The organism is Bradyrhizobium sp. 186, assembly GCF_023101685.1.
Classification (GTDB): domain Bacteria; phylum Pseudomonadota; class Alphaproteobacteria; order Rhizobiales; family Xanthobacteraceae; genus Bradyrhizobium.
The window spans coordinates 5,385,694-5,410,883 of record NZ_CP082164.1; the positions used below are offsets into that span (position 1 = coordinate 5,385,694).

The window sequence follows — 25,190 nt, forward strand, 5'->3', positions numbered from 1 at the left end:
GCCGCTCATTTTTCCGGCTTCTTCTCGATCTTCTTCCCGCCCGTCTTCATCTCGCGATAGCGCGCAGCGCCGCCTTCGCGGATGGTCTGCGGGCTGCGCTCGAGCGCCATGGCGTCGTCGGGCACGTCGCGCGTGATCACCGAGCCCGAGCCGATATAGGCGCCGTTGCCGATCTTGACCGGTGCGACCAGCGAGGAGTTCGTGCCGACGAAGGCGCCCTGCCCGATCGTGGTCTTGTGCTTCTTGAAGCCGTCGTAGTTGCAGGTGATGGTGCCGGCGCCGATGTTGGAATTGGCGCCGATGGTCGCGTCCCCAATGTAGGAGAGATGGTTGACCTTGACGCCGGCCTCCAGCGTCGCGGCCTTGGTCTCCACGAAATTGCCGATGCGCGCGCCGTCGCCGAGCGAGGTGCCGGGCCTTAAGCGCGCATACGGACCGATCGAGACGTTCTTGCCTAGCGTGGTCTGGACGATGTGCGAGAAGGAATGGATCACCGTGCCGTCGGCGATCGACACGCCCGGGCCGATCACCACGAACGGCTCGATCGTCACGTCGTTGCCGAACACGGTGTCGGCGGCGAGATAGACGGTCTCGGGCGCGATCAGCGTGACGCCGGCTTCCATCGCGGCTTTCCGCAGCCGCGCCTGCATGACGGCTTCCGCTTCCGCAAGCTGCGCCTTGGTGTTGATGCCGCGCACTTCGTCCTCGCTGGTCTCGATCACCACGGACTCCCATCCCTGTTCGCGGACGATGCCGACCGCGTCCGTCAGATAATATTCGCCCTTGGAATTCGCATTGCCGATCTTGTCCAGGATTGCGAGCGCGCGGCGCCCGTCGATCGCCATCACGCCGGCATTGCAGAGATCGATCTTGCGCTCCTGGGCGCTGGCATCGGCCTGCTCGCGGATCGCGACCAGGCGGTCGCCCTCGACGATGAAGCGGCCGTAGCCAGTGGGGTCGGCGGCGCGGAAGCCGAGCGCGGCAATCGCGGCGCCCTTGGCGAGCGGCGCGCGCAGCCGCGCAAAGGTCTCGGCCGAAATCAGCGGCGTATCGCCGAACGCGATCAGGAGATCGTCGGCGCCCGCCGCGATCGCCTCGCGCGCCGCCAGCACGGCATGCGCGGTGCCGAGCCGCTCGGCCTGCACGCAGGTGAGCGCGTCAGGGCGGATCCGCCGTGCCTCATCCGCGACCGCCTGGTGGTCGGGGCCGATCACGACGGCGAGCGAGGTGCCGGTTCCCTGCGGCGCGGCGGCGAGCACGTGGGCGAGGAGCGTCTGGTGTGCTACGGGATGCAGCACTTTTGGCAGGCTCGATCGCATGCGCGTGCCTTCGCCGGCGGCGAGCACGATCGTGAGGCTTGAGCGGGCGGTCATCAAAATCCTGTCAAATACGGCCGAATCGATTGGCGTCGGCGGGGCCGATGCCGTCATAAGCTATCGCCTTGCTACCCCCGCAAACGCCCGGAGTTCAAGTGCGGCACACTTTTCCTGTTAATGTTCCCTGATTGATTCGGGGAAGCCAGACAGGGCTGGGCACTTAACGTTCATGGCAAAGGATTCCGACCCACTGGCGGATGCCTTCGGCACCAAAGAGACCGGCGGACTGTTCTCCGGACTTTTGGCCGAAGAAAGCACGTTCGACCGCGGTACGATGTGGCGACTGGGCTCGTGGGGCGTGGCGGCCGTCGGCGCCGTCGTGATTGCCGTGATAGCCAATCAGGCCCAGCTCGGCTGGCGGCGCGACCAGGTCGCCTCCGTCGATCTTTCGCGCCAGGCAGAGCGGCTCCAGATGCTGACGAAGGAAAGCCAGAACGAAGCCCGTCGCCTGGCCTCAGCCATCGAGACGTTGAACACCGATCGCGACCGGCTCTATTCGCGCGTCACCGTGCTGGAGCAAGGGCTCGATTCCGTCACCGGCGCCATCGCCAAGCAGAACGCCGCGTCACCGCAAGCATCCGCGTCGAAGCCGCAGGACACGCCGGTGGCCGCCGCGCAGCCTGTGCCCGCAGCACCCAGCGTCGCACCAGTCGCCTCGATAGCCGCCCCGGCCAGTGACAAGCCTCGCGCAGACCCCGCCAAGGAGTCTGTGAAGGACGCTGCAAAGAACCAGCCGAGCCTGCCGCCGCAAACCGCAGCCTCGCTCGTGCCGCTGACGACGTCGGCACTGCCGATGCTTCCGCTGGTGCGATCCAAGTCGATCATGGCGCCGCCTGATCCCGCTGCATCGAAACTGATTCAGCCCGAGGCGACCGAGACGAAGCCCGAACCGGCGCCCGCCCCCACCGAAGTCGCCGCCGCACCGGCCATGCCGCCGGAAGCGGCCGAGAGCGAAGCCCCTTCAATCGCAGTTCAGCAGACGCGCTTCGCCATCGATCTCGGCGGCGCGAACTCGCTCGACGGCCTGCGCGCACTCTGGCGCGGCCTGACTAAATCTAATCCCGAGGTCGCGGCGCTGCGGCCGATCATCATGATCAAGGAAGGCAACGCCGGTCTCGGCATGCAGCTTCGCCTCGGCGCCGGCCCGCTGATCAATGCCGCGGCAGCAGCAAAGCTCTGCGCCGGCCTCGCCGAGAACGACCGCCACTGCGAGACCACGGTGTTCGACGGCCAGCGCCTGTCGATGCGCGGGCAGGAAAAGGGGCAAGACAAGAGTTCGGAGAAGAACTCGGAGAAAAGCCAGGACGCCGTGCCGCAAGCCGAGATTGCGCCGACGCCTGCGCCCAGCGCCAAGCCGGACAAGCACCGCCGCAGCTATTCCTCAAAACGCTCGAAGCGCGAGGAGCCCGCGACTGCACCTGCACCTGCAGCGCAACCGGCTGCCCCGGCCAAGCCGGAGACCGCGTCAGCGGGATCTACGTTGTCGTCGTTCTTCAGGCGGTAGCTTAACTCGAAAGCGGCAATTCTTCAGCGGAATGGCTGAAGGTTCTCACGCAAGCTCGTGAGAAACTTTTACTCCCCCTGTTGCTCGCGTCGGCCTTCCCGACCATATTGCCCCCATGACAAAAAAGCCCTTCCGCCTCTCGCCCTACCAGGTGCAGTTCCTGATCGTCGTCGGCTTCGCCAGCGTCGGCTATGCGCTCTATCTGCGCTATCTCGGAATCGAAAACTCGCAGGTCGGGCTCGCCTGCGACGCCGGGCTCCAGACCCTGATCTGCAAGGCGCGCTCGGTCTCGACGGTGCTGTTCAAGAATTCGGTGTTCGGCATCGTCGCGCTGGTGGTTGCGACGCTGAACCTGATGCGGCCCTCGATCGTGCTCTTGACCGTCGGCATCATCGCCGCCGGCCTCGGCATCGTGCTCTACAACGTGGTGCTGTCGGGCCTTGCGATCGGCCTGCTCATCCTTGGATTTGCGCGGCCCGCGCCCGCCACAGCGTGAGCGCGAACAGCAGGTAGATCGCGCAGGTCCACAGCGACTGCCAGTTCTCGCGGCCTTCGTTGACGAGAATATACGCCGCCGCCAGCGCGAGCAGGCCTGCGAAGACGGACTCCGCAATCGGACGCTGGCCGATCTGCGGCCGGTTCAGCATCAGCACCGCGAACGGCACCACCGCCATCGTCAGCGAGGCGTAGGGGAAATCGTGGTAGCGCGGGTCGAACACGAAGCCGAGCGCGGTCTCCGCCGCGATCACCGCGGTCACGGCCAGCGTCAGGCCGAGCACGGCCGTGAGCTTCGACCATTTTCGCCCCTCGCTCGGGCCGAGCAGATCGAGGAAGGTCGGCAGGCTGCGGCCGATGACGAGCGCCTGCGCGCAGAAGATCGGCGACAGGATGCCGGCCAGGAGCAGCGCGCCCCAGTGCAGCCAGCCGCTGACGCCGTAGCTCTCATAGTACATCTTGTCAGCGCCGATCCCAAGCAGGATGCCGGCTGACGTCGCCGAGATGCCGACACCGAGCCAGGCCGAGAAGCGAGGAGTCCATGGCCGCCGGCGCAGCGTGAGGCCGGCGACCGCGAACACCAGCACGCTCAAGCCCATGCCGGCGCCCATGTACCATTTCCAGTACGGGAAATTGCTGATCGGCTCGCCCGGCGGGTATTTGACCTGCCGGCGCACGGAGTCGAATAGGCCCCAATAGCCGCCGGCCGTGCCTTCGAGCTTGCGCTTCCACGGCTGGTCGTAGGACTCGATCAGGTTGACGCGGAATTTTTGCGCTTTCGCAAGGCTCAGGATTTCCGAGACCACCCGCGCCTGGTTGGTGCGCGACGGCAGCGCGCCCTCGCGCATGCGCCCCTCGCTCGGCCAGCCGGTCTCGCCGATCAGGATCTCCTTGCCGGGAAACGCCACGGCCATCCGTTCGCGGATCTGTTCGACATGGGCGGCCGCGAATTTCGCGCGCACCGGAATGTCTTCCCAATAGGGCAGGATGTGAATCGTGACGAAGTCGACGGCGTCATAGATCTCACGATTCCTGAGCCAGAATTCCCAGACGTCGGCATAGGTGACGGGCACGCTGACCTGCGCCTTCACCGAGCGGATGATGGACACGAGGTCGCCGGTTGTCATCTCGCCGCGCAGCAGCACCTCGTTGCCGACGACGACCGCGGTGATGATTCCGGGGAAATCCTTGATGAGGCGGACGGCAAGCGCAGCCTGCTCAAAATTCTTGGCGCGGTTGCTCGAGAGCCAAATGCCCTGGAGCACCTTCAGCCCGCCGATCCGGGCCGCGATCGCCGGCACCTGGTCGAGCCCGTTCTCCATCGAATAGGTACGGACGCAGTCCGTGATCTCCTTGAGCTGGCGCAAGTCCTGCTCGATCTGATCGGCCTCGATATGGGTCCATGCGTTCAGCGGCGACTGCTCGCCGCGGAACGGCGCGTAGGACACGCATTGGACCTTGTCGGCCGGATCGATCGGGGCGCGCGCGAGCGTGATCGGCGTGCCCAGCCACCACCACACGGCAGCAATCGCACCCAGGGAAACGAGCAGAAGCGCCAATGGCGTACGAAGAGAAATCGGTTCCATCCTCCGCGAGGGTCCGTCGATTACCTGCTCGCGCGCCATCTGCCAAGGGGGTGACCGCGGAGCCGACCCGTCCCTCCCCTGAGGAATTTGGCTGCGGCCGTTCGACCGGGGCCTAGCATCGTGACTTTGCTGGACAAAATTCGAAATTCAGGCCATGGGATTTTGCGGGACTTTTCCGCCGCATTGGAGACCCATTTGGACGCCATCACCTGCGCGTCCGCGAGGTCCTTACGCGGACGGTCAGCGGATATATTGGGGAATTCATGCGGCAACGGGTGTTCGAGTTACGAAATGCGGTCCTGCGGCAGTTCGCCGCCACCTTGGCCGTCTCCTCCCTTGTCATCCTGATCGGTCTCGGTGGCGCCTCCGCCCAGAGCGGCGCTCCCGCCCCTGACCAGGGCAAGGCAGCCGCGCAGCCCGCCGATGCCGCCAAGGATACGGCCCAGAACCAGCGCCGCACCGACGAGTTTGCGGAAGCAGCGCAAGTCATCAGCGGCCCCGCCGGCAACCCCGAATGCGTCTGGCTCGGCCGACGCGTGGTGCGGCTGATGTGGCGGGATGACCTCGATACCGCGTTCCGCCATCTCGACCTCTACGATCGCTTCGGCTGCCCCGGCGGCCATATCCAGGCCGCCTTCCGCTGCCTGACCCGGTTCGGCGGACAGATCGACCCCAAGGTCGCCGAGACCCTGGATAGCCGTGTGCACGCCTGCTGGATCAACCCGGCGTCGCAGCCGCAGCAGGCGGCGGCCACCGCCTCGCAGCCGGCCGCGCCGACCGCCGGCAATGCGCAGCCGCAGCCAGCCGCGAGCCCCTCGCCGGCGGCAAGCCCGTCACCGGCGCCCCCGAAATAGCCGCGATCGTTTCAGCCTCCGTTCAGGAACGATTGGCGATAGAAGCGATTGGCACTGCCGCGTATTCCGAAATGGGCCATGCCCTTATACGGTCATGAGGCCATGACAGTTGTGAAACCGCGCGGCAGAGGTATGCTCCATTTGCCGCGGACTCGGTCGGATCTCGGGGGCGGATCCGCTGCCCTGCCACCTCAGCCCCTTTTGGTTTAGCCGCGATGCGCGTTGTCGCCGCCGTCCTGTTGCTCGTGTCCGCGCTCCACGCCGGCCTCTGGGGAGTCTTGCGCGACAGGGAACCAGCGCCCGACTTCAGGGGCCTGTTGCCCAGCGTGTCCTACGCACCGTTTGAGGGCGCGGCCCACCCCGACATCGACAACACCCCGACCGTCGAGAAAATCCGCGCCGACTTGAAGACGCTGTCCACCATGACGCGCGCGATCCGCCTCTATTCGTCCACGGGCGGCGTGGAACTGGTGCCGCCGATCGCCGCCGAGTTCGGCCTCAAGGTCACCGTTGGCGCCTGGATCGACAGGGACAAGGATCGCAACGAGCGCGAGATCAAGGCCGCCATCGAGCTCGCCCGCAAGAACAGCAACGTGAACGGCGTCGTTGTCGGCAACGAGGTGATCTATCGCGGCGAGCAAAAGGTCGAAGACCTCATCGAGATGATCAAGAGGGTCAGGAGCGCGGTCCGCGTGCCGGTGACCACCGGCGAGATTTGGAACATCTGGCGCGACAATCCGGACCTCGCATCCAACGTCGATTTCATCGCCGCCCACGTGCTGCCCTACTGGGAAAACTTCCGCTCGGACCAGGCGGTCGACCAGGCCGTCGACCGCTACAACCTTTTGCGCAATTTGTTTCCCGGCAAGCGCATCGTGATCGCCGAGTTCGGCTGGCCGAGCGCGGGCTACAATCTGCGCAACGCCGATCCGGGTCCGTTCCAGCAGGCGCTGACGCTGCGCAACTTCGTCGGCCGCGCCGAAGCCATCGGCATGGAATACAACATCGTCGAAGCCATCGATCAGCCCTGGAAGTACTTCGAAGGCGGCGTCGGCCCGTATTGGGGCATCCTCAACGCCAGCCGCGAGCCGAAATTCGCCTGGACCGGCCCGGTGGAAAATCCCGACTATTGGAAGCTGATGACGATCGCACTGCTGGTCGGCGTCCTGCTGTCGCTGCCGATCCTGCGGCTGCAGCAGCCAACCGCGCGGCAGGCCTTCCTGCTGTCGGCGACCGCGAACGGTGTCGGCGCCTGGGCCGCGACCGTATTCGCGTTCTGGAACGGGCACTATTTCATCTTCGGCTCGGCCTTCGCGCTGACGCTCGGCATGATCCTCCTTGTTCCGCTCGTGCTGATCGCGATGGCGCGGATCGACGAAATCGCGGCGGTCGCCTTTGGCCGGCCGCCGCAGCGGCTGCTCAGCAAGGACAAGCCGGTCGCCGACGTGCCCGAGAATTACTACCCGAAGGTCTCGATCCACATTCCGGCGTATTTCGAGCCGGTCGAGATGCTGAAGCAGACGCTCGATGCGCTGTCGCGGCTGAACTACCCGAACTACGAATGCGTCGTCATCATCAACAACACGCCCGATCCCGCCTTCTGGCAGCCGATCCAGGATCACTGCCGCGCGCTCGGTGAACGCTTCAAGTTCATCAACGCCGAGAAGGTGCAGGGTTTCAAGGCCGGCGCGCTGCGCATCGCAATGGACCGCACCGCTGCGGATGCCGAAATCATCGGCATCCTCGATGCCGACTATGTCGTCGATCCCGACTGGCTGAAGGACCTGGTGCCGGCCTTCGCCGATCCGCGCGTCGGTCTCGTGCAGGCACCGCAGGAGCATCGCGACGGCGACCTGTCGATCATGCACTACATCATGAACGGCGAATATGCCGGCTTCTTCGACATCGGCATGGTCCAGCGCAACGAGGTCAGCGCCATCATCGTGCACGGCACGATGTGCCTGATCCGCCGCGCCGCGATGGACATGGCCGGCGGCTGGTCGTCCGATACGATCTGTGAGGACAGCGATCTCGGCCTCGCGATCCAGGAGCTCGGCTGGGTCACGCACTACACCAATCACCGCTACGGCCAGGGCCTGCTCCCCGACACCTACGAAGCCTTCAAGAAGCAGCGTCACCGCTGGGCCTATGGCGGCCTTCAGATCGTGAAGAAGCACTGGCGGCACTTCCTGCCCGGAAGGAGCCGACTGACGCCCGACCAGAAGCGCGAATACGGTTTGGGCTGGCTGAACTGGCTTGGGGCCGAAAGCCTCGGCGTGGTCGTGGCGCTGCTCAACCTCGTCTGGGTGCCGATCGTCGCTTTTGCCGACATCGCGATCCCAGACAAGATCCTGACGCTGCCGATCATTGGCGCGTTCGTCGTCTCGCTCGCGCACTTCCTGTCGATGTACCGTGCGCGCGTCGCGATCAAACCCGGCCAGATGCTGGGTGCCATGATCGCTGCGATGAGCGTGCAGTGGACGGTGTCGCGCGCGGTCGCGCAGGGCCTGATCACCGAGCACATTGCGTTCGCGCGCACCTCCAAGGGCGGCCTATCGCGGATGTCGATCGAGTTCCAGGCGTTCTGGGAGGCGGTGATCGGCGCGCTGCTGCTGATCGGCGCCGGCGTGCTGATCGCCTCCAACAGCTATCGGCAGATCACCGAGATCTACATCTTCGCCGGCGTGCTGGTGCTGCAAAGCCTGCCGTTCCTGGCCGCGGTCGCGATCGCCATCCTCGAGCTCAGCCGCATCAACTCGTTCCAGTTCTGGCGCGACAGCGCGATCCGCTCCGCCGAGCTGATCGGCCTGCGCCCAGTCGCGCTGCCGACATCCGCCGGCACGTCGCAGCCGCTGCCGAACGAGGTCCGGCGGGAGACGAACTAACTGCGCCTCGGCCAGGGCGCAGGTCGAGGCGCGGGGCGAGACCCCTGCGCCCGCAAGGCGTCTCGATGTTCGGCGTGGATGACGACCGCCAACCGGGTTGAAAATCCCCTGGTAAGCTACGGAAACGCCGGACGAATCCCCGCTTCTGCCACGAACTTCGGCAATCACTCCCGCTATTGACCTCAGCGCCCCATCCCCCTACACAGCGCGGGCCGAAAGCATGATCCGGAAACAGCCTCACCGGCTTTCCCCGCGACGCGATTGAAACGTAGCGGCAAGACATGCTTCTCGAAATGACCGAAGACGATGGCGATCGATCTATAGTGCCATCAGCGGCCATGGGAGCGCGTAGCTCAGCCGGTAGAGCACGTGACTTTTAATCACGGGGTCCTGGGTTCGAGCCCCAGCGCGCTCACCAAGCAGATCTAAACCGTTCGACGAAGAAGTAGCGCATCTCTTTGCAAAGAGCTGCAGGCGTGTCCCGCTACGGTCTGGCTCGCAAGCACGAAAAACCCCAGCGCTTGGAGCGGCACTGGGGCGTTTCGTTCAAAATATGAATTGGTCAAGCAATGACGTGCAGATAGCAGCAAACTCTGTGAACGCTTGTGAACTGGTTCACACGAGTTGTTGTGCCAAGCGAACGACCTAGACTAAGCGCGGGGCCACTGAGGTCGCCAGCCTTTGTGTGGAAGTTTTCTCACGGCCCGGGGGCTTGTTTGCCTTGTATTGCGGAGGCCAGTGCACTGAATTCCCACCCACCCTTGCGCGTCAAGCTGCTTGGCCCGTCCGTGTCATCGCAACCACGTCATGCGCGAACGGCGGGCGGCAACTGCGGCAGCGCGAAGGCGCCATGAAGGCGGATACGGCCCGGCCGGGGCCAGTCACGCGGCCTAATCCTTTTTTGCCATAGCCTTTTCGACCGTTTGGGGTCAGGTTCGATCCTGAAGGGAACTCTAGTCAGCGGCGTTCTCATGGGTCAGTCTCCATCCATCGTGCCGCAGAGTGCGGCAAACCACGATGTCTATATTGTGCTTGAGGACTTTGGCGGCCGTCTCGGGCGGGCCTGGTCCGAAACGGCAGAAGAGGACGGCAATCGTGCGACTCTGCTGCGGCACCTGATCGAAGGCCATTACATTCGTCCCGCTCGCATCGTGGCCTTCAACACGACCGAGGGATGGTCGCGCGATGTGACCGCGGATATCGCGGATGAGCTGCGCCGTCGCTTCGTCGAGTTCGAGGACGTGGCACCCTCCATGCTGGAATTCCTGGAGAGAGCGGCGAGGCACTGAGGAACAGATTCGCAAAGCGCAGCTGAAGTGCTTCTTATCGTCCGTCTGCAGCGGCTTGAGCTTGCGGGGGCCAGGCTTCGGCCCACGCTTGCGGTTCAGCCCCTCGGGGCCGTGCGCCTTCCACGCCTTGATCCAGTCATGCAGAAGCTTGCGCGATATCCCAAGCTTGCGGGCCACAGGCAGAACGCCACCACCCTCTTCAGCACGCTTGATCAACTCCCACGCGCCACTCCGTTGCCAATCAACTCCGATCGGCGCACGCTGTCCGGGCGCTTAAGACGCACCGCAGGGAGAGAAACATGAAGGAACCGGGCCTGGATGGCCGCCATGACAAGGATGGCGCGATCAGCAAGAAGCACGGCAACACGCTGGTCGGTACGCTGCGCAAGATCTATGGAAAGGGTTTTGCGGCCGGTTACCCGGATGCGACCCAACTCAGTGAGGTCTTGCCTCAGTTGAACGAGACGTCGCTGAGCCAGTTGCGTCGCGACCACGACACCGGGCATTTGGGCCACAAGATCGACCACGCCTCGAAGTGACGGACTTCACCCGGCCAAATTCTTGTCGTCGGAACTAATCCTGCCGATAGGCCCCAGTAATGTGGCTCGGACAGGCTGCTATCGGTCACCCTCAGGTCAGTTCAGGCTGAAGCTGAACTGCTGAGTGCCGCGCTCGCGCGGGTCCGCGCCGTGCTCGCTCAGGCGGTAGCTGAGCCGCGACAAATGGCGTCTCGGGAATCCAGTGCCTGGCGTACTTGACGAGTTTGTCGGTCTTTAGAATTCCGGTGCCAGTGCACTTGTATGGGGCGATTTGTGTCAAGTCTATTCGTTATGGGCCATCTCCTTGTTCGGCCGGGCTGCGACATCTCCTCGTCCCGACCTGCTTTTCGCTAGGCTGCTGCGCGCAGCGGCGGTCAAGGGTGGCCGAAGGCCATCGCGGAGCGACTTGCCCTTGACGGCCGCGAGCACAGCGGCAGACTTGCGCGATCGGGGCGTATTCCGGCCCCGTTAGCTACTGAGACGATACCGAGGGGGAGCTCGCCATCGTGCGCGCAGATTGCGCGCCACGAACTTGTATTCGGCCGACCCGTGAGGATCGCAACCACGATGCAGTCATGCGCATCGGCGGCGAAGCTCCGAGAAGGCGGGCCCATTCTAAACCGCGGTGCAAGGACCATAGTCCAACATCGGGTTGCCGCCACCTCGGTTCATCAGCTGCAGCACGGCATCGATAAGGCGCTGGGCTGCAGCAACTCAGTCGTACTTATGCGGCCGGTCGCAGCAGCAGACCTGCCGGCGTTTCGCCGGTTGTCACGAGCCGCCACAGCGCAATGAGAAGCTTGCGCGCGAGCGCCACGATCATCGTCTTGCGCGTGCCGCCGCGGGCGTCGGAAGTTCGCTTCCGATACCACGCGGTCAGTGCGCTGTCCTTCTGGTGTACCAGATGACCCCAGGCGAGCTCGATCATCCCGCGGCGCACGCGGGCATTGCCCGCTTTGGCAAGCCCTCGCTCGCGTCGTTTTTTGCCGCTCTCGTCGGGGGCGCCGGTCAGGCCGGCATAGCGCGCGAGGGCTTTACGGTCCCGCATGTTGCGCGAGAACACCTCCTGCACGAGCATGTCCGCGGTATCAATGCCGACGCCGACGACCCGCGCGAGCAGGCGTACCATGGCATGGCGTTGCTCGTTGGGCGCTGCCGCCAGGCGTTTGGCACGGCTCGTCTCGATCTCCTTGATCTGCTGCTTGATGAAGCGCAGGTGGTTCATGTCGCGCTGCATTTCGGCCTGTGTGTTCGCTGGAACGGCCGAGCCCTCCGGCGTGCGCAAGGCCTCCAGCCGATTCGATGCCTGAGCCAGGTTTGGCCGGAAGCTGCGAATGCCGAGGCGGGCGAGGTTGGCCTTCAGGCGATTGATAATGCGTGTGCGTTCCCCGACCAAGCTCTGGCGCTCGCGGCCCGGCCGTTTTGCATCCTCGTCCACGAGGGTTGGGATCGCCGCCATGCTGCAATGCTTGGGTTCGCCGCGCAGCCAGCCAAGAAAGGCGCGTTTGAGCAGCTCAGTGTCAAGCCGATCTGTCTTCGCCCGCCGGTGCTCGCGCGACACCGGGACGCTCGACGGGTGGATTACGTAGGCCTCGATCTCTCGCGCTCGCAGCCAGCGTGCTAACCAGAAGCCGTCGCGGCCGGCCTCATAGGCGACGACGATCCGTTTGATCGTGCGTCCAGCCTGCACCGCTTCCTTCTGCCAACGATGCAGAAGCTGCAGAAGCGCATCCTGGTCTGGGCTGAGCTTCTTCAAAGGATTGCGTTCGAGACCGGGCACAATACCGGCGACCAGCCAACTCGACTGGCCGATCTCGATTACGGCGATCACTGTCGCGTCTTGTTCAAATGTGACAAGGCATCTGCTCAGGTCGTTCTGCTTCGCCATAGGGGCCTCCATCGCTTTGTTGCCGCGACGATGGTGCCACTGCCTCGCCGCGCAGCCCATAGCTTCTAAATCGCGCAGCCTAAACCATTCGCACTAGCGTGGACACAGTCCCACGCGCTTTGTATGACGAGTCCTCAGCTTTCCGGAGCCGACGTCGCAACTGGCAAACTCAGGGGCGCTCCTCCAACTGAAACAGGCCCGACAGATTTCGACTGCCGAGCCATCCGTTTGCGCATCGCTGCGGACAGTCCATAGCGAGCATGCGCTCTTCGAATGGAGGACGTGACGTCCGACATCATCGCATTTTGCAGCGAGTCGACCTTCGCAATGAGCGTGGAAAGCTGCGAAGATACCTTCTTCGCATCGACCCGTTCGTCCGTGATGCTCTGTCGCAGCGAAAGGAGCACCATTGAATCCTGCTGCAGCAGAGCAGCATTTTGCTGCAATGCGTGGTTGTTCTCCTGCAGTGAAGCCGTGTGTTGCTGCTGGGCCGACTGAATATCCGTCAAAGCAGCGACAACTGGATCCGGTTTTGGCGCGGAAGCTTCCCGGCGCGGAAGCAGTTCAGCCAAACTGCTGACATTCAGAGAGCGAAAACCAGACGGCAATGTATAGATGGCCGCCGAGCCATTTATGGCCAGGGCACATACCGACAGTGCCAGGACTGATTTCCGGCTGGACCGCTTGATCCGTACTGGAGCTTCTGGGGCTGCGGGTTCGGGTGCTGCAGCGGCGAGCGCGAGTGCTGCGGGGTCGAATTGTTCGACGAGGCCTTGCGCTTCGGATGTCGTGGTCACGTGCATTGACCTCAAATGAGCGAGCAAGAGGAAGCCGACGCCGGAACGTCCTCGCGACGGCTCCTCTACGCAGCACCCATCTACAACTGCCTAAAATTGTGGGCTTTTCGGATTAATTCCACGTTAGCGGCTTGGCTGCTGGCAGGCCCAGCCACCCCCGGCCGATTACGGGGTCTATGTGATGGAGACAAATGGGCAGCCTGCTTCGAAGCGCTACAAGCCGCAGACAACTCCCTCAAAGGGTGTAAGATTCAGGAAATAGGAGGAGCGGCATGTTTGAAATCAGCGGTTTCGACACGGCAGGCGCCGTCAGCCTCAAGCGGCTGTCACTTGCGGCCGCCCTCAAGAAGGCCAGAGCGCTTGTCGAGGACGGGTGCTGGGACGTTCAGATCGTTGATCCAACCGGCCGAGTATACTCCTGGTTTGAGGAGCAGGCCGCGTAGCCACCCCGCCTTCGCTACTCAGAAGCCACACGGTCATCAGATCGCGCTTCGCGAACTCCGGGCGTTGCGGTGATCCAAATGAAAACCCCAGCGCCTGGTAGGGAGCGCTGGGGCGTTTTCAAAATATCAATCGGTAAGGCAATGAGGCTTCATAGCAGCGGCCTCGGAGATCGGCTGTGAACTGGTTCACACGACTTGGCCGATTTTTCCATATCTACGACCGACCGTGGCTCCCGACAGACGGCCTCTCCGGATGGTCGCCACCGCTATTGACAACGCAACCGATCCGCGGTGGCTATCCCCCTCGGCCGACATTGGACGAGGCACTATTCAGCCACCGCTGCGTTGCTTCATCGCTCCAGCCGGGGACCGCGAAGCGCGCCCGAGGATTCACGTCCGCGCCGGAACGATCGACCGCGGGAGAGCGCGGATGATGCGTGCGGGAGCGATGCGTCGTGGCAGCGTTTGCGGCGGCGCACAGAACGATCAACAGACCCATCGCCAGAACAGAGCGCATCGTATCGGTTCCAATCGAGCAACTGCCCGGCACATGTGATGCGCGCCAACCGTCCGCCGCAATCTGAAACGGCTTCACGACTGAGAGAGGGAAGCGCGAAGGCGACGCTCTTGTGGTGGTGCGACCCAGCCCCTCAACTCCCGCGCGCCACGCCGTTGCCAATTAACTCCGTTGGGCCCACGCTGTCCGGGCGCATTAGACGCACCGCAGGGAGAGACACATGAAGGAACCGGGCCTGGAGGGCCGCCATGACAAGGATGGCGCGATCAGCAAGAAGCACGGCAACACGCTGGTCGGTACGATGCGCAAGATCTATGGAAAGGGTTTTGCGGCTTTCAATTACCCACAATTTCTGCACCGACTATGGCCCCCAGCGCGATGTCGGTCAGGCGCGATAGCCCGCGCCACATGACCGTGTTGCCGGGCGGAGGATCGTGGGCGCGGGCGAGATAGCCGCCGAGCCTGGCGATCTTGGCCAGGTAATGTGAGAGGGTTTTCCGTCGAGCTTGCGGTTTGTCATTCACGAGTCGATCGAGCAGGGCGATTTCAGTTGCGGTCAACGCAAGAGTCGGTAGCGCCCCTGGAGCTGCGCGATTGAGCATCGTCATCCAGAAGACCCGCCAACTGAGGATGCAAAAGACAGAGATCAGGTTGGTCAGACGCTGGGCGGTCCGGAGCTTCGATTCCTCAGCTTTGCAGCCCGATTTGAGGATCTTGTGGAAGACTTCGATTTTCCATCTTAAGGCATACCATTCGAGTTTCTCGATTGCGTCGGCGCGTGAGCCCACAGGCAGATCTGTAATCAGCTTCCACTCGATCTTCTTTCTGTTCTTCGGCGTTACGCGCTCTTCGGCATGGATCACCGTCAAGATCAGCGCAGGATAGCGCTTCTGCTTCCCAATTGGCGGCAGGACGCGAATCTTGCGATATCTGATCTCAAGGACGGCTTCATCGGGATCGCCGTTGTTGTTTCTGACGTCGATGCGATGCAGTCCTTTGACGGCGACCTCGTCCATTTCGTCGGCGATCGTGTGATCCCCATCCCCAGCCAAGCGATTAACGCAAGTCCTGATCACGAAATGCGTTCCAGCTTCGCGAGCCGCGCAGAACAGCTCATAGATGTCGCTCTCGCGATCACCGATATGGATGCATCGTCCCGGATCGCGCAGCAGCTCTGTGGATTGCCGGACATTATCCAGCCATCGGACGCTCTCCTTCTTCTCGATGGGAACGCGCGTCGGGTTGATCTTCTTTTTAAGCGCGGCAGTCCCCTTGAATTTCTTTCGGGTCCAGAATTTGACGGCCGTCAGTCCAAGCGGCAGCCCCTCGGTCGTTACCGCCAGGCTCGAGTGCATCAGGATGCCGCAAACCGTGTGCGATCTCAGGCGGCCGGCCTTGTCCCGGCCGCTGTTTATGCTCTTGGTGATCCCGATCGCGTCTGAGTCCTCCCTTCGATAGCTGAACTCGGTTGTATCATGGAGCACCAGAACAGCACCGCCTGTGGCAATCGTGCGCTCACGCGTCGATTGAAAGTGGCCTGCCAGAATGTCCGCCTCACTGACCCGGTCGTTGGAGAAAAAACGATAGGCAGCCTTTGTGTTGGCCCAATCCTGGCAAACCAGCGGAATGCTTTCTCCCATGGCGCTCCCGATCTGCGCCACCAGTTTGCGGAGCCGCTTGTTCAGGCGCTCGTCGGCAAGGCTGCAGCCCGCGAGCTCACGATCAAACCATGCGCCTGCTTCTCCGTCCATTGGCACCGCCCCCGCGAATCGGTGCCAGACAAGGAATCACGGTCGATTCCTGCGATGCAACAGTTTATGCGCTCCCTCAGCCCACTCGGCTAAATGTGGGTAATTGAAAGGTTTTGCGGCCGGTTACCCGGATGCGACCCAAATCAGTGAGGTCTTGCCTCGGTTGAACGAGACGTCGCTGAGCCAGTTACGTCGCGACCACGATACCGGGCATTTGGGCCACAAGATCGACCACGCCTCGAAGTGACGGACTTCACCTGGCGAAATTCTTGTCGTCGGAACTAATCCTGCCGATAGGCCCGCGTAGTGTGGCTTGGACAGGCTGCGCTATCGGTCGCCCTTTTCTCGGTGAGCACCGGAATTTTGTCGAGGGCCGTTGAGACGCGTGATGGCTTGTCAAGTTCCACCGGCTGCGACCTGCGGCAAGAGGTAACAACTTCGTCAGGGGCCGCGCGTTCGCCTTCGCCTGCCCCGTGACGATTCCCTCAAACCGTCACCAAAGGCAGCGCCTTGATGACTTCCCACTGCTGGGCTGTGGTTGTGCCAGACCATTCGTCGCGGTCCCGGTTCGGCTTCCATGCAGCCGTGGGGTCGAGACTGCCGGATTTTGTAAAGAAGGCATTGGCCCCATAAGAAGAGACCGTCGCCAGACCATACCCCGAACGCTGACAGAGCCTGGCAAGCGCGGTCAATGACGCCCCATGGTACCAACCGGTCGGGTGCTTCTGGCCGCGAACAAAAGACGGGTCATACGGGACCGTCACCGGCGCATGTCCAAAGCTCGCATTGTACTCAACCGAAATGATCGAGGGCTCGATTTCGATCAGCCTCTCCAGAAACCAATAGTCGTTACCGTCGACATCGATGGAGAGAACACCGACGCGCTCGAACTTGGCTCGAATGAAATCGAGGTTATCCAGGGAGAGAAAGCAATTCCGGATGTCGATACGGCTCGGCAACAGCGCCTTGGCATCTTCAACCTGCTCGGCCGAACCGTCGATCAGAAGGCCCTGCCAATCCGGACTGTATGCGAAGGCAGCGCAATTGAATTTGACCGGATGGAAACCGAATTCGATGAACGTTTTCGGTGCTCCGGATGTCGCGACGAGCTCGCTGAGGATATCGGTTTCATCCGCCTCGCCTCTCGTTCCCCGCTTGATCCGCATGGAGCGATATCGAAGTCTTCGAAGGTGCGGAATGGATTTGAGAAAATTGCGCATGGTTCCTTATCCGATCGGCCTCGGACACAAATAGACATCTACAGACACAATTTGCAATTGTTTACTTGCTGCATTTCCCGCGCGACGGCGCGCCGAAACGGGGTCGCGCGCACCTTCGACTTGCAGCCGGTTTGAGCATCCAGACGCCGCGCGCTATGGTGAGTCCTTTTCAGGAGGCTCATTTGAAACAGGTTATTATCGTCGCGGCTGTTGCACTGCTTGGCTCAGCCCCCGCCTGGTCGCAGGCCCTCGTCGATCCCAACAAGGTTGCCCCCGAATATCGGGAGGCCGCCGAAAGGCGCCGGGCTGAGCAGATGCGTCAGCGCGAGTGCGCCCTCAAGGCGGATCTCGAGAAGGTGCTGCCGAGGGATCGCACCGTCTATCTCAACCACTGCCTGGACGCGCTGGCTGCCAAGCAATAGGGGTTGCTTGTCCAGGTCGGATGCATGCGGCGGAGAATGCGGACCAGCTCAGCGCCGCCGCTGCTTCCGCGGAAACAGGCGATCGCGGATGTAGCGCGAGGTCGGGGTCAGGCGGATCCCGCGGGGCTTCTGCCAGGCAGCGCGATCGATCTCCTTCTTGTCACCGATGGCCAGCCTGCCCCTGGCAGCCTTCGCAATGAAGATCGCGTCGCTCATCTTGCGGCCAGAGCGCTTGTTCCTGGCCTTCACTTCCTTCCAGAGGCTGATCCTGCCGAGCTTCAGCTTAGGCAGCTCCTCCCTGATCTCCCGCCGCAGGCAGTCCTTCTCGGACTCGCGCGCGCGCTTGCGGCCGCCCGGGAACATCCACAGGCCGTCCGACCGGCGTCTGACCAACAATACCTTGCCGCGCTTCGCGGCAACCAGTTTGGAAGACTTCGCCATTGCTGCCGCAAATCAAACAGAATCGTGCCAATGGTAACTTGTCTACTTCAATAGACAAGTTCGGCGGCGCCTTGATCACAGGCCAAGCCTGGCAATAGGCCGGGCGGATCGCTTGCAAAGACACGGTCAGCCTTTGCTCGCCGCCGCCTCCCCGCGGTCCTCAGTCCTGATCCACGCCGCCGCCATTTCCCACGCCACCGACAGGATGATCGGCCCGATGAACAGGCCGACAATGCCGTGGGCCAGCGTGCCGCCGATCACGCCGACGAAGATCACGATCGTGGGTGTGGTCAGGCCGCGTCCCATGACCAGCGGCTTCAACATGGTGTCGATGAAGCCGACAAGGACGAGAAACACCGTGAGCAGCAGCGCCGTGGTGACGTCCTTGGCGGTCCAGATCCAGATGATCACGGGCAGGAGCACGAGGAAGGCGCCGATCTGCACGATCGAGAGCAGCAGCACGATGAAAGCGAGCAAGCCGGCGCTCGGCACGGCGGCGAGCTTGAAGCCGATGCCGGCAAGCAGCGCCTGCACGATCGCGACGCCGATCACGCCTTGCGCTACGGCGCGGATGGTTGCGCCCGCAAGCCCGAGAAAATGCTCGCTCTGCTCGGGCACGATACGAAACAGGAAGCCGCGCCCGGCAGCGACCAACCGCGGCCCGTGCGGAAACAGGAAGCCGGCCACGAACACCGAGACCAGAAACTGGAGCGTTCCCAGGCTGGCATCGCCCGCGAGTGACAACAGCGGTCCCGCCAGCGGCTGGAGATAGGGCGCGACTTCGCGCAGCACCGCGCGGATGTTGTTGTAGGCCTGCTCCCAGAGATCGTAGAGCGTCGGGCCGATCACCGGCCATGACTTGATCTGCTCCGGCGCCGACTGGAGCGCGAGGTCGCCGGTACCGAGCTGGCGCGCCAGCTCCCGCGCGCCGTCCACCGCGCTCAGGCCCAGCCAGGTCGCCGGACCAATGACGATGCCGAGCGTAATCAAGGTGAGGATCGCCGCCGCGGTCTTGGGCCGGCCGCCGAGGATTTTTGCGACCCAGCTGAAGGCCGGATAGAACGCGACCGCGAGCACGGCGCTCCAGGCCAGGATCGGCACGAACGGGCGGATGATCAGGAATGTCCAGATGATCAGCAGCGCCAGCAGGCCAAGCCGGATCACGAGCTGGATGATGTCCTCTCCGGTCAGGAGCTGACGCAGGCTTTTCACGGGCACGGCTTTCCTTGCGGCATCGACGCGGGTTCCAGCGCTTGCGCGGCCCTGCGTTATTGCCAGCAACGGATCAGGCGTCAAGACGGGCCGGGTTGCCCGAGCCCCGGTCCGGCCGGCCCGTATGTCCAGATGCGCATCGAGACATGCGGGCCGGCCGGACCGAGGACCGATCCTTCCGGCGCCGCCGCCGGCAAGCCATCCTAAGCCCTTGCCCACGCATGAAGCGCTCCAGCGCCGTCGCAAAAGTCGCATTGAAGCGACGCCGGAGGCAGTACGGCAATACCACCATGTGGCCGGGTGGTTACAGCCGTTGAGGGCCCTGCCGGATACGGTCCAGCCGGTAACGAGAAGCAAATCGCCGGCCGGCGTTCTGCTCGCTCCCAGCGCTGAGATCAACCGAAGGACACATCTGCCATGACCCCCCAAACGCTTTTCGGCGCCCTCGCCCTTGCCGTTTCGACGTTCACCTCCGCGATGGCGGCGGACGTACCGCTGCCCTACAAGGCCGCGCCCGCAGCGCCCGCATTCTCCTGGACCGGATGCTACGTCGGCGGCAATGGCGGGGGCGGCCGCGGGGTGAACGAGCAGCAGCCTATCGTCGGGCTAACCTTCAATGCCGACCACAACAGCGGCTGGCTCGCCGGCGTGCAAGGCGGCTGCGACTATCAGGTCGGCTCCTTCGTGGTCGGCGTCGAAGGCCAGTTCGACTGGGCCGACATGAAAGACACCACGGCGACGCTGATCCCCGGTGGCGCTGTCGGCTTCCTGCTGACGACCCAGCTCGATCGCGTTGCCACCGCGACGGGACGCGTCGGCTACGCCTTCGATCGCGTGCTGCTCTACGCCAAGGGCGGTGCCGCCTTCGCCCACTTCAATCATCAGATGACGCAGACGGATTTCGCCGCCGTGACGTTCAATTTCAACGGCTCGCGCGACGTGACTGGATTCGTGGTCGGTGGCGGCCTTGAATTCGCCCTGCTGCCAAATCTGTCGTTGAAGGCCGAGTATAATTATTTCGACTTCGGAACGAACGGCTACACTCTCAACTGCTCCGGCAATCCCGGATGCGCCGCCGCCCCCTTCTTCCCGGTCAGCGTCCGGCAGAACATGCAAACCGTCATGCTCGGCGTGAACTGGCGCTTCAACACCGGGCTTGCCCCGCTCGTCGCCAAATACTGATCGTGCGACGGCGCGTCGCACAACTCATAGCGGGGAAACTTGCATCACCCCGGCGCCCGCTCCCCGTTAGAAATGATAGTTCACGCCCACCGTACCGGTCTGGATGTTCAGCTTTACGTTCGCCGGCGTCGCCGCAAGGTTGCCGGTTGTCACCGGTTGCTCGTTAATCGCGCCAAGGCCCATGTAATGGTACTCCGCCTTCACCGATCAGTTCGGCATGAACATCCCTTCGACGCCGCCGCCGGCGAGCCAGCCGGTGCGGTTGAAGCTGCCCGAGGCTGAGCCGGCGAGCGCGCCGGCAAGGCCGTTATTGGCGCTGTATCTGTCGCGGGTGAAGGCCGCGCCGCCCTTGGCGTAGAGCAGCACGCGGTCGAAGGCGACGCCGAACCGTCCGGCCACGGTGGCGATGTAGTCGTTCTTCAGCGTCAAGGTGAAGCCGGCGCCGCCGCCGAACGGGCCACCGCTATTGAGCGTGACGCTGGACCAGGCGCCGGTGCCCTCGAGGCCCACCACGAAATTGCTGATCTGGTAGTTGCCGCCGATCTGGCCGCCAACGATGCCGCCGCTGGAGTTGACGGAGCTCCAGACGGCTAACGGATCAGTCGGGTCGATGCCAGTCCACTTGCTCCAGGCGCGCCGCCGCCATGGGCACCGATATAGAAGCCGTTCCATGTGAAGATTGGAGCCGGCGGCGCCGGCGCCTTCACCGGCGCGGGCTCGATGATGTCAGCGGCAAACGCCGGCGTTGCCAGCGACAGCAGTGCAGCCGTCAAAACCAGTTTCTTCCCCATGACCTCTCCCCAAACTGACCCGCCTTCCGACCGAGGCGATGGGGAAATCGAGGGTGCGCTGGACCAACCGGCGGCGCGACTTGGACTGACGGGCGCTCGTCATTCCTGAAGATGGACGCCCTTATCGCAAAATCGGGTTTGCCTAACGGCTATTAACCGGATTTTCGCCGGCCGGTTTACGCCGATGCAAAGGCCCACCCGTACGCTCGGCTGGAGTGCCCCAAAAACAATCGGTGCAATGGCCAACAGCATCTGGACGATCGAAGAATTCACCTGCCCTGGCTGCGGTATGAACTACAGCGCGACCCGCGAGGAGCACACCGAACCGCACGCCGGCCGCTTCAAATGCAGCATCTGCAGCGGCGTGGTGCATGCATGGTCCGGCAAGCATCATTTCTTCAGCTGGGAAACGGTGAAGACGAAGCCGCCCGTGTTCGGCAGGCGATGGGCGGGGGTAGACTGAGGTATCGCCCTCGATGCACTCTTGACCGATCCGGTGACAGAGTGATCCATCGGGTTGCGAGCGCAGCGAAGCAATGACGATGTTGGAACAGTTGCGCTCTCGGTGAAGGTCGGGCCCCATTAACCGGTCAGTATTGTCTGGAACAACCATCGCTTCGGCTATGCCGCGACACCGGTTAAACTCCCCTGCCCGCCGCAACTGAAGTCGACACGTCATGACCGCGCCCTTGGTTCCCCAGATCGCCCTCTATCGCAATTGGCTCGCCGAGCAGTGCGGCCTTTCCTTCGCGAGCTACGAGGACATGCGGCAATGGTCGGTGCGTGATCTCGACGGCTTCTGGCGCAGCATCTGGGACTACTACGATCTGCAATCGCCGACGCCGTTTGCCTCTGTCATCACCGAGCGCAAGATGCCCGGCGCGGTCTGGTTTCCCGGCGCGCAGGTCAACTACGCCCGCCAGGTGTTCCGGCATGTCGAGGCCGCGAATGCTGCCGGTCTGCCCGCGATCGTCAGCGGCGGCGAGGACGGCAGGCTCACCGAGACGAGCTGGCCGGAACTGCGGCGCAAGGCCGCCGCGCTCGCGCTGCATCTGAAGGACAAGGGCATCAAGCCCGGCGACCGCGTCGCGGCCTATCTGCCCAACATCCCCGAAACCATCATCGCGTTTCTCGCGACCGCCAGTATCGGCGCGATCTGGAGCCTGTGCGCGCCCGACATGGCCGCGCCTGCGGTGATCGACCGTTTCAAGCAGATCGAGCCAAAGGTGCTGATCGCCTGCGACGCCGTCACCTATGCCGGCCGGCGGCATGACCGGCGCGACGTCGTCGGCGAGCTGCGGCGGTCCCTGCCGACCGTCGAGCACGTCATCCTGCACAGCGATGCCGGCGCGCCTGCAGCGCCGGACGCCCTGCTCTCCGATATCCTTGCAAGGACAAGCGTTGCGATCGACGCGTTCGAGCCGGTTTGGCTGCCGTTCGATCATCCGCTCTGGATCGTCTATTCCAGCGGCACCACCGGTTTGCCCAAGCCGATCGTGCACGGCCATGGCGGCATTGTCATCGTGGTGTTGGCGCTGCTCGGACTGCACAACGACATTGGCTGCTCCTACCACGCCAATTCCTTCGGCGAACGCTATCACTGGTACAGCTCGACCGGCTGGATCATGTGGAATTCGCAAGTCGGCGGCCTGCTCAGCGGCACTACCTGCTGCATCTTTGACGGCAGCCCGGCAGGCGCGAAAGACAAGCCGGACTGGACCACGCTGTGGCGCTTCGTCGCCCGGTCGAAATCGACCTTCTTCGGCGCCGGCGCGGCGTTCTTCGCCAACTGCGCCAAGTCCGAGATCGACCTCACCGCCGCCGGCGACCTCTCACATCTGCGCTGCCTCGGCTCGACCGGCTCGCCGCTCAGCGCCGACACGCAAGCCTGGTTCAACGAGCGCTTTGCGGCGCTGTCGAAGACGAACGGCAGCAAGGCGCAGGCCGATATCTGGTGGGCGAACATCTCCGGCGGCACCGATTTCGCCGGCGCCTTCATCGGCGGCAACCGCGAGCTGCCGCAGACCCCCGGCGCGATGCAGTGCCGGCTGCTGGGAGCAGCCGTGGAAGCCTTCAGCGAACAGGGCCGCGCCGTCATCGACGAGGTCGGCGAGCTCGTCTGCACCGAGCCGATGCCGTCGATGCCGCTCTACTTCTGGAACGACAAGGGTGATGCGCGCTATCGCTCGAGCTATTTCGAGACCTATCCGGACAATTTCGACGGCAGCGGACGCGGACCGGTTTGGCGGCACGGCGACTGGCTCAAGGTCAATCCGGACGGCTCTTGCGTGATCTATGGCCGCAGCGATGCCACTATCAACCGGCACGGTCTGCGCATGGGCACCAGCGAGCTCTATTCCGCGATCGAGGCGCTGCCCGAAGTGCTCGATTCCCTCGTGGTCGACCTCGAATATCTCGGCCGCGGCAGCTACATGCCGCTGTTCGTGGTGCTGCGCGACGACGTCGCGTTCGACGGCGCGATGCAGGCGAAGATCAACAAGGCGATCGAGGCCGGCCTGTCGCGCCGATTTCTGCCGAACGAGATTTTCGCCGTCGCCGAGATCCCGCGCACGCTGTCCGGCAAGAAGCAGGAATTGCCGATCAAGAAGCTGCTGCTTGGCCAGCCCGTCGAGAAGGTCATCAACAAGGAGGCGATGGCCAATCCCGCCTGCCTCGACTGGTATCTTGCATTCGCGCGCGACTATCTCGCCAGAACTGCGGCGTAAAGGACGGCGGCGCGAGCGGCGTTTAGCCGCCGCCGAAATTGGAAGGGTCGAGATTCCTGTTCTCCGATGGCGGGATCGGCGGATGGCCGGGAAATTTGTACCAGCCGGGCGGGACAGGCGCGTCCTGGGCGGGACGGACGACCGCATGCTGCCGCGGGCGGGCGTGATGCGCCGAAGCTGCGACAGCCGGCGCACAAGCTGAGATGAAGAGAACCAGGGCCAGGACAGACCGCATCATATGTGCTCCAGACGTCCACCCGGCCCTGATGTGGTGCGGGAACCGGGCCGCGCCATTTGTCCGCGAGGCCACAATCGGTCACATCGGCGGCATTCGCGCCGGAAGATCGACCCAATTGCACCAATGGCGTTGGGACTCCGTTCACCGATCGCCGCTAGATCAGGATGGATCCGCCACACCGAACACCAGCCATGGCCGACCTCAACGCCGTCCTCACCAGGCTCAACGACCGTCTGCTCCGCCTCGAAGGCGAGCTGTTCGTGCTGCGCTCGCTGGCGCGCGCGACGCTGACGGCGGGCGACGACCATGCGGCGCGGATGCGCAAGCTGGTGGAAGCCGCAAAGGTGGCACTCGACGACGAGGCCAAACGTCCCCTGGACAAGCCGACGCGCAAATATGTCGATGCGGCCACTGCGCTGGTGGAAGAACTGCTGGTCGAGCCAACCCCGGCGCGGCCGCTGTTCACGGTCATCGACGGCGGCCGGCGCGACTGAGCGCGTCAATTCGACCGGCTTGCGCCGGCTACGGTGGAATTTTCCGCCTTGAGCCGGCTGAGGCCCGCCTCGATGATCGCGATCTCCTCATCGATCTTGCTGATCGCCAGACTGAAATCAAAGCCGGACCTGCTCTTCAGGTCGACTGCGAGCCGCTGCCTGTGCATCATCAGTTCGTCGAGGCCACGCCTGTTCTTCAGTCGCACATAGGTGTCGACGATCTGCTCAATCGCGCTCGGCATGAAATCGGTCCCGGCAAAAAAGCCCGCGCGGCGCACCCACGCCGGCGGGACATTTTCGGTGTCGCGGTACGCAATACAAATCCGCGACGGATTCGTCGATACGACAGCCTGGTTGAAAACGTGTTACCGGCCGGCGATTTCGCCATGCGCGGCATGAAAAGGCCGCTGGCGATCAGGCCAGCGGCCAAAGCCGGGTTCGAAAACGGATCCGGAATGAAATGTCACCAGCCCCGGTGCGGGCAAGTTCTAGCGGCAAGCCCGCGCTCGTTCGGAATGAGACATAGGAACCGGCGTATCC

24 protein-coding genes, 1 tRNA gene and 1 pseudogene are annotated in these 25,190 nt (G+C 63.5%); 13 read left to right on the forward strand and 13 right to left on the reverse strand.

All coding sequences use genetic code 11. The annotated features are described in order from the left end of the window. Window positions 1–5: 5 nt before the first annotated feature. Window positions 6–1,373, reverse strand: a complete 1,368-nt coding sequence (glmU, locus tag IVB18_RS25795) for a bifunctional UDP-N-acetylglucosamine diphosphorylase/glucosamine-1-phosphate N-acetyltransferase GlmU (protein ID WP_247983241.1) — start codon at window positions 1,371–1,373, stop codon at window positions 6–8. Window positions 1,374–1,545: 172 nt separating this feature from the next. Here glmU and IVB18_RS25800 point away from each other — a divergent pair, with 172 nt between their 5' ends. Then, window positions 1,546–2,880 (forward strand): hypothetical protein, encoded by a 1,335-nt coding sequence (locus IVB18_RS25800; protein WP_247983242.1) that lies wholly within the window; start codon window positions 1,546–1,548, stop codon window positions 2,878–2,880. A gap of 115 nt (window positions 2,881–2,995) precedes the next feature. Further along, the gene (locus tag IVB18_RS25805; protein ID WP_247983243.1) at window positions 2,996–3,376 is read left to right on the forward strand and encodes a hypothetical protein; all 381 of its coding nucleotides are present in this window, start codon (window positions 2,996–2,998) and stop codon (window positions 3,374–3,376) included. On the opposite strand, the gene IVB18_RS25810 is transcribed toward IVB18_RS25805, so the two are convergent. Beyond that, window positions 3,336–5,000, reverse strand: coding sequence for a beta-(1-6) glucans synthase (locus tag IVB18_RS25810; protein WP_247983244.1), 1,665 nt, complete (start codon window positions 4,998–5,000; stop codon window positions 3,336–3,338). The two genes, IVB18_RS25805 and IVB18_RS25810, sit on opposite strands and share 41 nt — an antisense overlap. Window positions 5,001–5,224: 224 nt before the next feature. On the opposite strand from IVB18_RS25810, the gene IVB18_RS25815 reads away from it, so the two are divergent. The 4 genes from IVB18_RS25815 (at window position 5,225) to IVB18_RS25830 (ending at window position 9,989) form a co-directional block, all read left to right on the forward strand. Next, a complete protein-coding gene (locus IVB18_RS25815) occupies window positions 5,225–5,815 on the forward strand; it encodes a beta-1-3, beta-1-6-glucan biosynthesis protein (RefSeq protein WP_247983245.1) in 591 nt (196 codons plus the stop codon). A gap of 215 nt (window positions 5,816–6,030) precedes the next feature. Continuing rightward, window positions 6,031–8,700 carry a glycosyltransferase gene (locus IVB18_RS25820; RefSeq protein WP_247983246.1) on the forward strand — a complete coding sequence of 890 codons (2,670 nt, stop codon included), beginning with the start codon at window positions 6,031–6,033 and terminating at the stop codon, window positions 8,698–8,700. A 342-nt stretch (window positions 8,701–9,042) separates the two neighbouring features. Further along, a tRNA-Lys gene (locus IVB18_RS25825) sits at window positions 9,043–9,118 on the forward strand. A gap of 553 nt (window positions 9,119–9,671) precedes the next feature. Next, a complete protein-coding gene (locus IVB18_RS25830; RefSeq protein ID WP_247983247.1) occupies window positions 9,672–9,989 on the forward strand; it encodes a hypothetical protein in 318 nt (105 codons plus the stop codon). A gap of 54 nt (window positions 9,990–10,043) precedes the next feature. On the opposite strand, the pseudogene IVB18_RS51680 reads toward IVB18_RS25830, so the two are convergent. After that, a pseudogene (locus tag IVB18_RS51680) lies at window positions 10,044–10,205 on the reverse strand (helix-turn-helix domain-containing protein); the annotation flags it as partial. An 83-nt stretch (window positions 10,206–10,288) separates the two neighbouring features. Between IVB18_RS51680 and IVB18_RS25840 the strand changes: the two are divergent. Continuing rightward, window positions 10,289–10,528, forward strand: coding sequence for a hypothetical protein (locus IVB18_RS25840; RefSeq protein ID WP_247983248.1), 240 nt, complete (start codon window positions 10,289–10,291; stop codon window positions 10,526–10,528). A 724-nt stretch (window positions 10,529–11,252) separates the two neighbouring features. Here IVB18_RS25840 and IVB18_RS25845 read toward each other — a convergent pair. Further along, window positions 11,253–12,416: an IS110 family transposase gene (locus tag IVB18_RS25845; RefSeq protein ID WP_247983249.1), complete on the reverse strand. Its 1,164-nt coding sequence runs from the start codon at window positions 12,414–12,416 to the stop codon at window positions 11,253–11,255. 134 nt (window positions 12,417–12,550) lie between these two features. After that, a complete protein-coding gene (locus tag IVB18_RS25850) occupies window positions 12,551–13,219 on the reverse strand; it encodes a hypothetical protein (protein WP_247983250.1) in 669 nt (222 codons plus the stop codon). Between the two features lie 266 nt (window positions 13,220–13,485). On the opposite strand from IVB18_RS25850, the gene IVB18_RS25855 reads away from it, so the two are divergent. After that, window positions 13,486–13,656 (forward strand): hypothetical protein, encoded by a 171-nt coding sequence (locus IVB18_RS25855; protein WP_247983251.1) that lies wholly within the window; start codon window positions 13,486–13,488, stop codon window positions 13,654–13,656. Between the two features lie 852 nt (window positions 13,657–14,508). On the opposite strand, the gene IVB18_RS25860 is transcribed toward IVB18_RS25855, so the two are convergent. After that, window positions 14,509–15,924, reverse strand: coding sequence for an IS4 family transposase (locus tag IVB18_RS25860; protein WP_247983252.1), 1,416 nt, complete (start codon window positions 15,922–15,924; stop codon window positions 14,509–14,511). Between the two features lie 485 nt (window positions 15,925–16,409). Continuing rightward, a complete protein-coding gene (locus tag IVB18_RS25865) occupies window positions 16,410–17,144 on the reverse strand; it encodes a hypothetical protein (RefSeq protein WP_247983253.1) in 735 nt (244 codons plus the stop codon). 182 nt (window positions 17,145–17,326) lie between these two features. Here IVB18_RS25865 and IVB18_RS25870 point away from each other — a divergent pair, with 182 nt between their 5' ends. Then, window positions 17,327–17,566 (forward strand): hypothetical protein, encoded by a 240-nt coding sequence (locus IVB18_RS25870; protein ID WP_247983254.1) that lies wholly within the window; start codon window positions 17,327–17,329, stop codon window positions 17,564–17,566. Between the two features lie 48 nt (window positions 17,567–17,614). Here IVB18_RS25870 and IVB18_RS25875 read toward each other — a convergent pair whose 3' ends face one another. Further along, window positions 17,615–18,007, reverse strand: a complete 393-nt coding sequence (locus IVB18_RS25875) for an NUDIX hydrolase (RefSeq protein WP_247983255.1) — start codon at window positions 18,005–18,007, stop codon at window positions 17,615–17,617. Between the two features lie 126 nt (window positions 18,008–18,133). Beyond that, window positions 18,134–19,225 (reverse strand): AI-2E family transporter, encoded by a 1,092-nt coding sequence (locus IVB18_RS25880; RefSeq protein WP_247983256.1) that lies wholly within the window; start codon window positions 19,223–19,225, stop codon window positions 18,134–18,136. Between the two features lie 411 nt (window positions 19,226–19,636). On the opposite strand from IVB18_RS25880, the gene IVB18_RS25885 reads away from it, so the two are divergent. Then, window positions 19,637–20,401: an outer membrane beta-barrel protein gene (locus tag IVB18_RS25885; protein ID WP_247983257.1), complete on the forward strand. Its 765-nt coding sequence runs from the start codon at window positions 19,637–19,639 to the stop codon at window positions 20,399–20,401. Between the two features lie 207 nt (window positions 20,402–20,608). Here IVB18_RS25885 and IVB18_RS25890 read toward each other — a convergent pair whose 3' ends face one another. After that, entirely contained in the window at window positions 20,609–21,073 is a 465-nt protein-coding gene (locus IVB18_RS25890) for a hypothetical protein (RefSeq protein ID WP_247983258.1), read from the reverse strand. Next, window positions 20,992–21,192 carry a hypothetical protein gene (locus IVB18_RS25895; RefSeq protein WP_247983259.1) on the reverse strand — a complete coding sequence of 67 codons (201 nt, stop codon included), beginning with the start codon at window positions 21,190–21,192 and terminating at the stop codon, window positions 20,992–20,994. Before IVB18_RS25895 ends, IVB18_RS25890 begins: the two co-directional genes overlap by 82 nt. Window positions 21,193–21,430: 238 nt before the next feature. Here IVB18_RS25895 and IVB18_RS25900 point away from each other — a divergent pair, with 238 nt between their 5' ends. Further along, entirely contained in the window at window positions 21,431–21,655 is a 225-nt protein-coding gene (locus tag IVB18_RS25900) for a hypothetical protein (protein WP_247983260.1), read from the forward strand. A 214-nt stretch (window positions 21,656–21,869) separates the two neighbouring features. Beyond that, complete coding sequence (locus IVB18_RS25905; RefSeq protein WP_247983261.1) at window positions 21,870–23,918, forward strand: acetoacetate--CoA ligase; 2,049 nt, start codon at window positions 21,870–21,872, stop codon at window positions 23,916–23,918. 22 nt (window positions 23,919–23,940) lie between these two features. On the opposite strand, the gene IVB18_RS25910 is transcribed toward IVB18_RS25905, so the two are convergent. Beyond that, window positions 23,941–24,153, reverse strand: coding sequence for a hypothetical protein (locus IVB18_RS25910; RefSeq protein WP_247983262.1), 213 nt, complete (start codon window positions 24,151–24,153; stop codon window positions 23,941–23,943). A 194-nt stretch (window positions 24,154–24,347) separates the two neighbouring features. On the opposite strand from IVB18_RS25910, the gene IVB18_RS25915 reads away from it, so the two are divergent. Next, entirely contained in the window at window positions 24,348–24,650 is a 303-nt protein-coding gene (locus tag IVB18_RS25915; RefSeq protein ID WP_027575377.1) for a hypothetical protein, read from the forward strand. 5 nt (window positions 24,651–24,655) lie between these two features. Here IVB18_RS25915 and IVB18_RS25920 read toward each other — a convergent pair whose 3' ends face one another. Further along, the gene (locus tag IVB18_RS25920) at window positions 24,656–24,892 is read right to left on the reverse strand and encodes a hypothetical protein (protein ID WP_247983263.1); all 237 of its coding nucleotides are present in this window, start codon (window positions 24,890–24,892) and stop codon (window positions 24,656–24,658) included. Window positions 24,893–25,190: the final 298 nt, after the last annotated feature.